General features: G+C 74.5%; 12 protein-coding genes. 3 read left to right on the top strand and 9 right to left on the bottom strand.

The window, feature by feature from the left end; translation table 11 throughout:
* The 7 genes from AC1UE4_RS15620 to AC1UE4_RS15590 all read right to left on the bottom strand — a co-directional run bounded on the left by AC1UE4_RS15620 (position 1) and on the right by AC1UE4_RS15590 (position 4,425).
* Positions 1-744 (bottom strand): DUF6270 domain-containing protein, encoded by a 744-nt coding sequence (locus AC1UE4_RS15620; protein ID WP_482918161.1) that lies wholly within the window; start codon positions 742-744, stop codon positions 1-3.
* Positions 745-852: 108 nt separating this feature from the next.
* Positions 853-1,545, bottom strand: a complete 693-nt coding sequence (locus AC1UE4_RS15615; RefSeq protein ID WP_482918160.1) for a phosphatase RsbU N-terminal domain-containing protein — start codon at positions 1,543-1,545, stop codon at positions 853-855.
* Positions 1,542-2,177 carry a SpoIIE family protein phosphatase gene (locus tag AC1UE4_RS15610; protein WP_482918159.1) on the bottom strand — a complete coding sequence of 212 codons (636 nt, stop codon included), beginning with the start codon at positions 2,175-2,177 and terminating at the stop codon, positions 1,542-1,544. The genes AC1UE4_RS15615 and AC1UE4_RS15610 overlap by 4 nt, the downstream gene beginning before the upstream one ends.
* Positions 2,161-2,607, bottom strand: a complete 447-nt coding sequence (locus AC1UE4_RS15605; RefSeq protein ID WP_482918158.1) for an ATP-binding protein — start codon at positions 2,605-2,607, stop codon at positions 2,161-2,163. Before AC1UE4_RS15605 ends, AC1UE4_RS15610 begins: the two co-directional genes overlap by 17 nt.
* Positions 2,597-2,968, bottom strand: coding sequence for an STAS domain-containing protein (locus AC1UE4_RS15600; protein WP_482918157.1), 372 nt, complete (start codon positions 2,966-2,968; stop codon positions 2,597-2,599). Before AC1UE4_RS15600 ends, AC1UE4_RS15605 begins: the two co-directional genes overlap by 11 nt.
* A gap of 11 nt (positions 2,969-2,979) precedes the next feature.
* Positions 2,980-3,873, bottom strand: coding sequence for an STAS domain-containing protein (locus tag AC1UE4_RS15595; RefSeq protein WP_482918156.1), 894 nt, complete (start codon positions 3,871-3,873; stop codon positions 2,980-2,982).
* 3 nt (positions 3,874-3,876) lie between these two features.
* Complete coding sequence (locus tag AC1UE4_RS15590; protein WP_482918155.1) at positions 3,877-4,425, bottom strand: TetR family transcriptional regulator; 549 nt, start codon at positions 4,423-4,425, stop codon at positions 3,877-3,879.
* Positions 4,426-4,597: 172 nt separating this feature from the next.
* Here AC1UE4_RS15590 and AC1UE4_RS15585 point away from each other — a divergent pair, with 172 nt between their 5' ends.
* From AC1UE4_RS15585 to AC1UE4_RS15575, 3 genes are all read left to right on the top strand, one after another.
* Positions 4,598-6,064, top strand: coding sequence for a glycosyltransferase family 2 protein (locus AC1UE4_RS15585; RefSeq protein ID WP_482918154.1), 1,467 nt, complete (start codon positions 4,598-4,600; stop codon positions 6,062-6,064).
* 13 nt (positions 6,065-6,077) lie between these two features.
* Complete coding sequence (locus AC1UE4_RS15580; RefSeq protein ID WP_482918153.1) at positions 6,078-7,070, top strand: glycoside hydrolase family 113; 993 nt, start codon at positions 6,078-6,080, stop codon at positions 7,068-7,070.
* Positions 7,071-7,131: 61 nt separating this feature from the next.
* Complete coding sequence (locus tag AC1UE4_RS15575; RefSeq protein WP_482918152.1) at positions 7,132-8,544, top strand: glycoside hydrolase family 113; 1,413 nt, start codon at positions 7,132-7,134, stop codon at positions 8,542-8,544.
* On the opposite strand, the gene AC1UE4_RS15570 is transcribed toward AC1UE4_RS15575, so the two are convergent.
* A complete protein-coding gene (locus AC1UE4_RS15570) occupies positions 8,454-8,741 on the bottom strand; it encodes a hypothetical protein (protein ID WP_482918151.1) in 288 nt (95 codons plus the stop codon). The genes AC1UE4_RS15575 and AC1UE4_RS15570 overlap by 91 nt on opposite strands.
* Positions 8,742-8,803: 62 nt before the next feature.
* Complete coding sequence (locus AC1UE4_RS15565) at positions 8,804-11,626, bottom strand: helix-turn-helix transcriptional regulator (RefSeq protein WP_482918150.1); 2,823 nt, start codon at positions 11,624-11,626, stop codon at positions 8,804-8,806.
* Positions 11,627-11,706: the final 80 nt, after the last annotated feature.

Genomic DNA, 11,706 nt, shown 5'->3' with positions numbered 1-11,706 from the left:
CTACGCGGCGATCAGCGTGCGGAGCCGATCGACGGCGGCGGCGTTGTAGGCGGGTTCGTAGTGGTAGGGCTCGAGGTCCCAGCGGTGCTCGGCGTCGGCGACGTACCGGTCGCGGTCGAGCGCGATGACGTGCGCGCCGCCGAGCCGCTCCTCCAGCCGGTCGTACGCACGGTCGAGCGCGGCGTTGTGACGCTCGGCGAACGCCGCGCGGTCGGCGGGGAAGTCCGTGATCGCGGAGCCGGTGCGGAAGCGCGTCAGCCAGCCGGCGCGGTGCACGACGACGCGGTCGGCGGGGACCACCTGCGTGAGCCGGTCGCAGAAGACGTCGACGGCCTCGTCGAGGAGCTTCGCTGCGTCGCCGGTGAGGCGGCGCAGGGGCTCGCCGGTGGCGCCCTCGAACGACGCGTCCAGCCCCGCGCCGACGAACGCCGACGACCGCGTGACGCACGAGCCGTCCGTCGGCACGACCTCGAAACGCTCGTCGATGAGGTCGATGACGACGTGCTCGATCGCGTTCTCGCGCAGCTGCGCGAAGAACGGCTTGCCGAAGTCCTCGAGGACGCAGCGGCGCTGGAACGCGGAGTCGAGGCGGACGAGCTCGGGGTCGATCGCCACCGGCGCGGCGACCGCGCTGATGACGGACGACCGCGAGGTGTACTGGGCGAGGTGGGGCCGCAGCGACGGATCCTCGAACAGATCGCGCGTCACGCAGCTCCCGAAGATCCCGATGGGGACGCAGGGCACGGACCTCTGTATCGAGCCGCCGCGCTGATGCTTGACGGTTCAGCGGCAGTGGCCAGACGCTCGCGTCATCGGTTCTTGACGCTCGCGTTGGAACGCTGTGCGCTCAGCTCACGATGAGCGCCGGTAGTGCTGCGCGCGCTCGACGGCCGCGGACGCCATCTGCGCGAGGTGCTGGAGGACGGCGGCATCGCCGTCCTTGAGCTCGCCCCGGCGGGACGCGTTCACGCGCAGCTCTCCGAGCGGCGTGCCGTCGAGCGCGCGGAGCTCGACGGACACCGTCGCGCCGTCCGCGGCCGGCTCGCCCGAGGCCACGACGGTCCCGACTCCGTGTCGGCCGGCGAAGACCTCCACCTCCGCACGATCGGCCTCGAGCAGCTCGCACGCCTGCTCGGCGGTGAGCCGCAGGACCTCCTCGAGGTCGCCGGGGTTCGGCGAGGCGAGCGACGTGTCGGCGAGGAACGTGGACAGCTGCCGCACGATGGCGGCCTGGCGGCGGTCGAGCTCGGCGGCGGCGCGCGTCTCCCGGTAGCCGCGCTGCACCATCTCGAACGAGGCCACGCTCTCGAGCAGGAACGGCTCCGCCGTCCGCACCACGTGCGCGGGGGCGGCCTCGTCCTCGTCGAGCGCGCCGGCGAGCGCATCGTGGTGGACGGCGACGAGGTCGAGGACGCTCAGCCCCTCCTTGACCGCTTGGCGCCCGAGCTCGTAGGCGGTCCGCAGCGCGTCCTCGGCGGGCCGGGCCAGGTACGCCGCGAAGGCTCGGTGGTACGCGTCGCGCAGCGCCCCGTCCGGCGGGGTCATCGCGCGCCTCCGAGGTACCGCGCGACGATGGCGAGCGCGTCGTCGTTGCCGAGCCATGACCGCGCGAGCACCTGCTCCGCGATCGCCGCCGGCCGTCCGTGGAGATCGACGTCCTCGGCGAACCGCCGGTCGATGCCGTCGGTGGCGAGCAGCAGGACGTCACCGCGGTGCAGGCGGCACGTCGAAGGCCGCAACGTCGGGAGCTCCTCGCCGGGCAGGCCGGCGACCGCGCGCAGCGACCCGCGCTCGGGGAGCCGCCCGCCCGCTGCGAGCAGCCGGCCCTGCACGCCGCCGATGCTCATCCAGGTCAGCTTCGAGTCGCGGACGCCGACGAGCGCGAGCCCCAGCGCCGCGCCGCGCGTCGCGCGAAGCAGCTCGTGGCAGCGCCGCACGAGGCGCACGAGGTCCCCGCGCTCGCCGGGCGTGGCGAGGCGCACCGCCCGCGTGGCGGCTTGCGCCGCTTGCGCGGCCGGCACGCCGTGGCCGACGCCGTCGACCGCGACGACCAGGACACCCCCGCGCGCCGGCGCGACGACGGCGATGTCGCCGAGGACGGTCTGACCCGGGCGGGGAACGCGCGCGGTCGCCCACTCGACGGCGGGCGTGGTGCCCTCCTCAACGACCGCGTGCACGCCGCTGCCTCAGCAGCTCGAGCTCGTCGCGGATCCGCCACTTGCGCATGGTCACCGCCGTTCCGCGCCCCGGTTCGGAGTCGATCTCGAACTCGTCCATGAGCCGCCGGGCTCCCGGCAGTCCGAGGCCCAGGCCGTTCCCCTCGCCGGCGCCGTCGCGCAGCGCGGTCTCGACGTCGCGGATGCCGGGCCCCTCGTCGCGCACGACGACGAGCAGGCCGCACCGGCGCCCCTCGTCGAGCGGTTGCAGCACGACCTCGCCGCGACCCACGTGGACGACGACGTTGCGGGCGACCTCCGAGATCGCGGTCGCGATCAGCGTCGCCTCGGTTCGTGAGAACCCGAGCTGCTCGGCCAGGGCGCGGCCCTCCGCGCGGGCCGGGACCATGTCCGCGTCGCCCTCGATCGCGATGCGCACCTCATCGGCCATCTTCGCCCGCCTCCCGCGGGCCCCGCAGCAACGCCAGCGCCTCGTCGAGATCGAGAGCGGCACGCAGCGGCTCGAGGTTCAGCCGGAACTGGACCATCGCCACGGCGACGTCGGGCCGGATGCCGACGATGATCGTCTCGGTCCCGCGCAGGCGGGTCGTGATCGCGATGGAGCGCAGCGCCCGGGCGACGAACGAGTCGATGACGTCGAGCGCACCGACGTCGACGACGAGGCCCCGTGTGCGCTGGTCTCCGACCTTCTGAGCGAGCGTGTCGCGCAGCGCGAGGACCTCCGTGTCGCTGAGGTCCTTCTGGATCGACGCGATGAGCACGTCGCCCTGTCGGAGGATGGCGACGGACATGGCAGGGCTCGTCAGGTGGTGTCGCCCGGCACGGCAGCGGTCCGCGCGCGGTCGGCCTCGAGCAGGTGCTCGGCCTCCTCGAGGCCGCCCTGCAGGTCCCCGACCGTCCGCATCATCCCCAGGTCGACGCCGAGGTCCACCAGCGTCTGCGCGATGCCCGGCGAGACGCCGGTGATGATCGCGCTGGCGCCCATGAGCCGCGCCGCCGCCACCGTCTGGACGAGGTGGTTCGCGACCGTGAGGTCGACGCTGGCGACGCCCGTGATGTCGAGCACGACCACCTTCGCGCGGTTCGCCTGGATCGCGCCGAGCAGCTGGTCGGTGAGCTGCCGCGCCCGCGGCGTGTCGACGACCCCGATGATCGGCAGGATGAGCAGCCGCTCGCCCACCTTGAGGACTGGCGTCGACAGCTCGCGGATCGCCTCCTGCTGCTCGCGGATGACCCGCTCGCGCTCCTCCACGAAGCTGACGCCGACGGTGACCGCGATCCGGTTGGCGGCGGGCTCGTACGCGTCGAGGATGCGGTCCATCCCGTCGGAGTCCCGGTACTCGATGAACAGCGATCGCGCGAGGACGTCGCGTAGGAGCAGCACGATGCCGAGCACCTCGTGCGTCTCGACCCCGCGGGGGACGATCCGCTCCGACAGGTCGCGCGCGTACTCCTGCAGCGTCTCCACGCTGCCCGTCTCGAGTGCGGCGACGTAGTTGTCGTAGACCGCCGTCACCTCGTTGAGGATCTCCTCGGTCGTCATCACCTCGAGCAGCTGGGCGTCGCGGATGCGGCGCCCCCACTCCTCGCGCAGCTCGCTCCGGCGCTGCCGCAGGTGCTCCACGAGCTCGCGGAGGTCCTGGGCGTCGCCGCGCGGCTTCTCGAGCGGCGGCGGGGTGCGGTCGGGTCGGTCCATCGTTCACCTCGCTTCGTCGCGCGACCGCGGTCTGCGATCCAGCGCACCGTGCAGGAACAGCCCGGTGACCGCGGCGCTCGTGTCCTCTCTACCCGCTGAGGGCACAGAACCCAGCACTCCGACGACGAGGGAGACGAGCGACTCGGTCAGCCAGGCGGCCGGCACGTCGGTGCGCAGGTCGCCGCTCGCCTGCGCCCGCTCGACCAGCCGCCGCAGCGGCGCGAGGACGCTGCGCTCGTACTGCTGCGGCTCCGGCCGCACGCGCTCGCGGGCGAGGACGAGGAACGGGTCGCCGACGTCGACGAGCGCCCGGACGGCGCGGGCGACGCCCTCTTCGACCGGTACGTCGTCGAGCCGCGCCGCCTCCAGGCGGGACGCGGCCTCCGCCATGGCGTGCGCCGCCAGCGCCTCCAGCAGCGCCTGCCGGTTCGGGAAGTAGCGGTAGACGGTCGCGCGGCCGACTCCGGCCGCCGCGGCGACGTCGCTCATGCTCGCCTGCTCGCCGCGCGAGGCGAGCACGCCGGCGGCGGCGTCGACGATCGCGGCCGCCACCCGCTCCTGCAGCGACGGCGGAGAAGCCTTCGTTGACGAGTCCCGGCGCAGATGTCGAGGCGGGGGTACCATGAGACATCAGCGTCTCATATCGGGATGACGGAATCCAGAGACGAGATGCGGATGATGGAGGCGCCTTCCGTGCGCCACTGCCAGGAAGGGGATCGGGGAGATGTGGACCAGCCGAGGCCGCTGGGACGGCGGCATGCTCGGAGCGACGACGGCACCCGTCGAGGAGCGCTTCCAGCGCGCCCCCGCCGCGCCGCCGCCGTCGCCCTTGGAGTTCCGCGCGGACGTCGAGGCGCCCGTTCGCTGCCTGCTGCCGCTGTGGTCGCTCGTGGGCATCCCGCTCATCTTCGCCGCGATCGTCGCCGTGCGAGGGCTGATCTGGGACGACGGCCGGCAGGCCTCGTCGCTGCTCGAGCACGTCCTCGTCGCGCTCAGCGTCACGTGGATGGCGCCCGCGACCGTGACCGCCGCGACGCTCGTCGGCTACGCGCTGTTCCGCCGCCCGCGCGGCGGCGAGCGCGTCGTGGCCCCGCTCGACATCCCGGTCTGCTTCCGGATCGTCTCGCGCGGTGCGAACGCGGATGCCGTCCGCGCGACCGTGCGCAACATCCGCGGGACGATGGCCGCGATCCCCGCGTTCCCGTACTCGGTCGAGGTCGTCACCGACGTCCCCATCGACCTGCCCACCGGGGACGACGTCCGCGCGCTCGTCGTCCCGGAGGACTACAGCACTGTGCGCGGGTCGCTCTTCAAGGCCCGTGCCCTGCAGTACGCCCTCGATCGGTCACCCGTCGGCGAGCGGACGTGGATCATGCATCTCGACGAGGAGTCGCACATCACGCGGTCGCTCGTGGTCGGGATCCACGCCGCCATCGAGGAGGAGGACGCCGCGGAGCGGCCGCGCATCGGCCAGGGGCTGATCCTCTACCACCGGGGCCTCGACAGCGACCGCTTCTTCACGCTGGCCGACTCGATCCGCTCGGGCGACGACGTCGGGCGCTTCTACATCCAGCACCGCCTCGGCGTGACGCTCTTCGGGCTCCACGGATCGTTCGTGCTGTGCCGCACCGACGTCGAGCGCGCGGTCGGGTTCGACGTCGGTCCCGAGGGGTCCATCACCGAGGACGCCTTCTGGGCGCTCGAGCAGATGGCGCGCGGCGGCCGCTGCCGCTGGGTCGACGGCGTGGTCGTCGAGCAGGCGCCGCAGCGCCTCCACGACTTCCTCAAGCAGCGCCGGCGCTGGTTCATCGGCCTCTGGAAGGTCGTCCGCCATGCTCCGGTCCCGCTGCGCTGGCGCGTGCCGCTCGCGTTCTCCGTCGCGATGTGGAGCGTGTCGTGGCTCGGCGTCATCTACACGTACCTCAACCTCGCGACGGGCCTCCGGACGCCGACCGCGGTCTGGGTGGCGGGCAGCTTCGCGTTCGCCGTCTACATCGCGCAGTACGTCGTCGGGCTGCGGCTGAACATGGACCACCACGGGATCAAGAGCCGCTTCCGGCGGCTGCGGCTCTACGTCGCCCAGGTCGCGCTGATCCCCGTCTTCGCGGTGCTCGAGGCGCTCGGGGTCCTCTACGCCTTCGTCCGTCCGGAAAGGGGCTTCCATGTCATCGAGAAGCAACGCAACCCTTGAACGTCTCGCCGCCGTGCTCGCCACCCTCATCGTGGCGGCGCTCACCGCGCTCGCCGCGGCGGGCACGGCGCGCGGGGCCCTGCCGCCGCAGCAGGGCCTGACCGTCGGCGAGTGGGGGCCGTCCGCGTACGGGCCCGTCGCCACGCAGCGGACGCTCGTCGCCGCGCGCCGGCGCGGCGTCAACTCGGTGACGCTGTTCACGACGTGGATGCAGGACGACGAACGCGCGATCCGCATCGCGCCCGGGCAGCAGACCGTGCGGCCGTCCCGCCTCGCGGCCGCGATCCGGACGGCGCGGCGCCTGCGGCTGCAGGTCGTCCTTCGGCCGTACGTCGACCTGCGCAACCGGGGATGGCGCGGCGACGCGCGGCCGCGCGACCTCGCGCGCTGGTGGGGCGAGTACCGGCGGTTCATCCTGCGCTACGCGCGACTCGGCGCCCGCGCGGGTGCGACGGCGTTCGTCGTCGGCAGCGAGATGAAGTCGCAGTCGGGCCGCGACGCGATGTGGCGGGCGCTCGTGGCGGACGTGCGGCGCGTCTTCCGCGGCGCGGTGACGTACGAGGCCAACTGGGACGAGTTCGAGGGCGTCACCTGGTGGGACGCGCTCGACGCCATCGACATCAGCGGCTACTTCCCGATCGCGACGCGGGCGGGGGCGCCGGTGGAGGAGCTCGCCGCGGGCTGGGCGCCGCCGATGGCGCGCATCGCCGCGGTCCAGGCGCGCTTCGGCCTGCCGGTCATGTTGGGCGAAGTCGGCTACACGTCCGAGAGCGAGACCGCGATCCGCCCATGGAAGGTCGCGCCCGGCGGGACCACCGCGGCGCGCTGGCAGGCGGACGCGTACGAGGCGACCTTCCGCGCGTGGGCCGGCGTCCCGTGGTTCGCCGGCATGCACTGGTGGTTCATGCCGACGCGCCGTTCCCTCGTCGGCCGGCTCCCCGGCCATCAGCACATCCCGCGAGCAGCCGCCCTGCGCGTGCTCGCCCGGCACTACCTGGAGCGATGATGACCTGGACGTTGATCCGATCGGACCTTGAGGTCCGGGCGACGATGCCGATCGCCCGGATGTGCTGCACCTCCGCACGGCGGTGGCCGTCATGACTGCGAGCCTGCTCGTCCTCGCCCCGAGGGTCGCCGACGCCGCGACCGGCCCCGGCCTCCCGCGCGAGTGGCACCGCGGAGCGAACCTGACGTCGTGGGATCCCGGCGCCTACGGCGCGGTGACCGGCGCGGAGGCGATCGCCGCGCTCGCCCAGACCGGGACGTCGCGCGTCGCCCTCGTGCCCACGTGGTACATGGCCGACCGCACGTCGAGCCGGGTCGCGATGGATCCGCGCCGCTCGCCGACCGACGACTCCATTCGGCGCGCGGCGCGCCTCGCCCACGCGTTCGGCATGGGCGTGGTGATGAAGCCGCACGTCGACGTCGACGACGGCACGTTCCGCGGCGACATCGATCCCACCGCGCGGCTCACGTGGTGGGCGTCGTACCGGGCGATGGTCCTCCGCTACGCCGACATGGCCGAGGAGGAGCGGGCGGACATGCTCGTCGTCGGCACCGAGCTCACCTCGATGTCGGTCGACTCCGCCGCCTGGCGCGCATTGATCGCCGAGGCCCGCGAGCGCTTCACCGGCCAGCTGACGTTCGCCGCGAACTGGATCGACGGCGCCGAGCGGATCACGTTCTGGGACGCGCTCGACCTGATCGGCGTCGACGCCTACATGCCGCTGGTGGAGGGCGATCCGAACCCGCGCGTCGAGACGCTCGTCGCGGCCTGGTCGGACCGCGGGTACGTGCGGCGCCTCGAGCAGCTCGCCGCGCTGGCGCGGCGCCCGGTCGTCTTCACCGAGCTCGGCTACCGCAGCCGGCTGGGCACGGCGGCCGCGCCGGCCGACTGGTCCGAGGTCGGCGGCGAGGTCTCCCAGCAGCCGCAGGCGCGCGCGTACGAGGCGGCGTTCCGCGTCTTCGCGGGCCAGCCGTGGTTCCGCGGCATCTACTGGTGGGACTGGTCCGCGCAGGGCTGGAACAGCGAGATCGGCGACGGCTCGCACCGCTTCGCCGGCAAGGCCGCGGAGGGCGTCGTCCGGACGTGGAACTTCGCGCCGCCGACGCCGACCCCGGTTGCCGGCGTGGACGACATCCCGGCCCGCGGCGGTGGCGGCGGCGCCGCTCCCGGGACGGTTCCCGAGCGCGTCTCGCCCGCCCGCACCCGCACCCGCGTCGTGCGCTTCGCGCGCGGCTGGCACCTCCTGATCGAGGCTCCCGGATGCCGCGCGCCGGCCACGGGCGTGGTCGGCCCGGCACGCCGGGGCGGCCCGGCGCGCGTCCGGTTCGTCGCCCGCGGCGCTTCGCTGCGCGCTGTGCTGCCGCGCCGCCTGCGGGCCGGCCGCTACATCGTGCGCGCGCGGGTCGGCGGGACGTGCTCGGCGCGCTCGACTCGGCGGTTCTCGTTCTCGGTGCCCCGCGCCGCGTATGCGTAGGGATGGTGGAAGACGTCGTACGCGCGGGTGGTGCGGGGCACGTCGACGGTGAACGCGTCCCCGGTCTTCGCGTCGAAGACGACGACGAGGACGAGGTCGTCGCGCGGGTCCCACAGGAGGTGGACGTCGATGCCGTCGTTGCGGCGGTGGTCGAGCTCGCGGAGCTCGTCGGTGGCGGTGGCGGTGGTGGAGGTCATGCCGTGACCTTCCGCCTCACCCGTGTGACGGCGCATCGCACGCGCTGTGTGATCCTGCGCGCTCAGGCGACGAGGCCCAGCTCGCGCGCGCGGCCGGCGGCCTCGACCCGTGACCGGCAGTCGAGCTTGCGCAGGATGTTGCGCACGTGCATGTCGACGGTGCGCGGCGAGAGGAACAGGTCCCGCGCGATCTCGCGGTTCGTGCGGCCGACGGCGACCAGCCGCATGACCTCCCGCTCGCGGCGCGACAGGCCGGCTCCGAGCGTGTCGGCCTCCGCGCGGACGCCCAAGCGCTCCGCGACCGACTCGCCGAGCTCGCTCACGCGCGTCGCAGCGGTCGCTGCCAGCGGGCGGGCGCCGAGCCGCCGCGCCGCCCGGTAGGCGTCGCCCAGGTGCTCGAGGCCCAGGTCGCGCTCGCCGGATGCGGCGAGGGCGACGCCTGCGCGCAGCTGGATCTGCGCGCGCTCGTACGGCATGTCGAGATCGCGGTGCAGCTCGACCGCGCGGGTGAGCTGCTCGGCGGCCGTGTCCGCGTCGCCCTCGAGCAGCGCGATCTCCGCGAGCGCGTGGGCGAGCGCCGCCAGCGCGTCGGCGTGGCCGGTGCTGGCGGCGCAGCGGCTGAGCGCGTCGGCGCACGCGTGGGCGCCGGCGCGGTCGCCCTCCTCGGCGAAGAACTGCGCCGCCCAGCGAAGCGCGGCGAGCGCGTAGTGGCGGTCGTCGCTGTGCTCCCACCGCTCGAGCACCGCGCGGGAACGGGCCGCCGCTTCGGCGCGGTCGCCCTCGCCGGCCGCGACGCGCGCCAGCGCGGCGGTCGAGTCGACCGTCATGTTGAAGTGCTCGTTGCGCGACGCGACCGCCAGGCACGACGACAGCAGTCGCCGCGCGGACGCGTACTTCCCCTCGGCGCCGTGGATCGCACCGAGCAGCCCCTCCGCGACGAACACCGACGTGCCGCCGGCGATCATCTCGCGCGACATCTGCGCGGCGCGCGACCACTCGCCGCGCTCGCGCAGCACGTAGGCGAGGCAGGAGACGCACGCGCTCGCGTCGGCGTTCGGCGTCAGCCGGCACAGCTCGAGCGCGGCGTCGAGCGCCTCCTCCGCGCGGCGGAAGTCCGCCGCCTCGTAGAGCGTGACGCTGAGCCGCTGGTACAGCTCGGCCGCGACGTCGGTGAGGTCGTGCTCGAGCGCGAGCGCCAGCCCGCCGCGCACCGTCTCGAGGCCGGCCTCGTAGTCGCTGTGCTTCGCACGCGCCATGCCCTCGATGCCGAGCGCGCGGATGCGGAGGTCGAGGCGCCCGGCGGCGTCGGCGTCCCGGCGCGCCTGCTCGGCGAGCCGGATCGCCTCCTCGTGCCGCGCCGCCAGCCGGCGCTGGTTCGCCATCGCCAGCCGCTCGGCCGCCGCCTCGTCCGCCCGGCCGTCCGACGCGAACCTCTCCGCCGCGGTCGTGCGGGCGCGGATCGCCGCCTCGAGGTCGCCGCGCTGCTCGTGCACCGACGCGAGCGCGCGGTGGGCCTCGGCGCTCGGTGCGACGGCGATGAGCTCGCGGTACGCCCGCGCCGCGTCGGAGAGCTCGCCTGCGAGCTGGCAGCAGCGCGCCTGCCGGGCGAGCGCGTCGGCGCGGCCGCGGGTGTCGACGTGCTCGGGCCACAGCTCCAGCGCCTGCTCGAACGCCTCGGCCGCATCGATGTGCGCGTGCACGGCTTCGGACTCGGCGGCCGCGCGCAGCAGCGCCTCGCGGGCCCGGTCGTTGACCCGCGCGGCGAGCCAGTGCGGCGCGACGTCGCGTCCGGGCGCGCCGGCCGCCTCGAGGCCCTTCGCGAACGCCGCGTGCAGGTCGCGCCGCACCGGCCACGGCACGTCGGCGTAGAGCGCCTCGCGGGCCAGCGCGTGATGGAACGCGCCGGTTGCGGCGCCGGGGCACTCGCAGACGAGTCCCGTCTCGAGGAGCTCGGTCAGCCCTTCGCCGCTCGCCAGCGTGGTGACGAGCGCGAGGTCGAACATGTCCCCGCCGACGGCCGCGACCTCGGCCGCTCGGCGCCCGGCCTCCGAGAGCTCCTGCGCGCTGATGAGCACCGCGTCGCGGACCGTCTCGGGCAGCGGCACGTCACGGTCGGCGGCGAGCGCCAGCCCGGACGGGGTCTCCGTCAGCGCGCCGCTGACGCGCAGCGCGGCGGCGAGCTCCTCGACGAAGAACGGCACGCCCTGCGTGCGGTCGTGGATCGCGTCGGTCAGCGAGCGCGCAGGCTCGCCGCCGAGCGCGTTGCGCAGCAGGGCCGAGGTGGCGGGCACCTCGAGCGGCCGCAGCGCCAGCTCGTCGAGATGGCCGGCGCGCCGAAGCTCCAGCCGCAGGCGGCGCACGCCGTGCGTCCGCGGCAGCCCGTCCGAGCGGTACGCCGCGAGCACGAGCAGCGGCAGTGCGTGCAACGGCTCGGCGAGCGCGCGCAGCACCTCGAGCGTCGCCTCGTCGGACCACTGCAGGTCGTCGAGGACGACGACGCCGGGACCGATCGAGGCGAGCGCGCAGCGCAGCGCCTCGAACACGCTGGCGCGGTCAACGCGCTTCGGCGCGTCGCCCAGCTCGGGCAGCAGCAGCGCGAGCTGGTCGCGCAGCGGGCCGCACTGGTTCAGGCCGTCGGGCCGCTGCTGGAGGAACGCGCGCAGCACCGCGACGAGCGGGCCGTAGGGCGCCGTGCGATCCTGGATCGCGGCGCCGCGCAGCACCGGGACGCCGGCGCGGTCGGCGAGCGACGCGGCGAGGCGCGTCTTGCCGACGCCCGCGTCGCCGGACAGCAGCACGAACGCCCCTTCGCCCTCGACCGCGCGGGCGAGCAGCTCGTCGAGATGACGCTCCTCCGCGTCGCGTCCGACCAGGGGCGTCCTCATGGCGGCGAGCCTACGCGCGCGAAGGGGCCGGAGGGAAGGGCTCCCGCGGCGATACGGCATGCCGTACGGCGAACTACGGC

Source organism: Parviterribacter kavangonensis, from assembly GCF_056863335.1.
The sequence above is the reverse complement of the archived record's forward strand: the minus strand, read 5'-3'. Positions and strand labels throughout refer to the sequence as shown.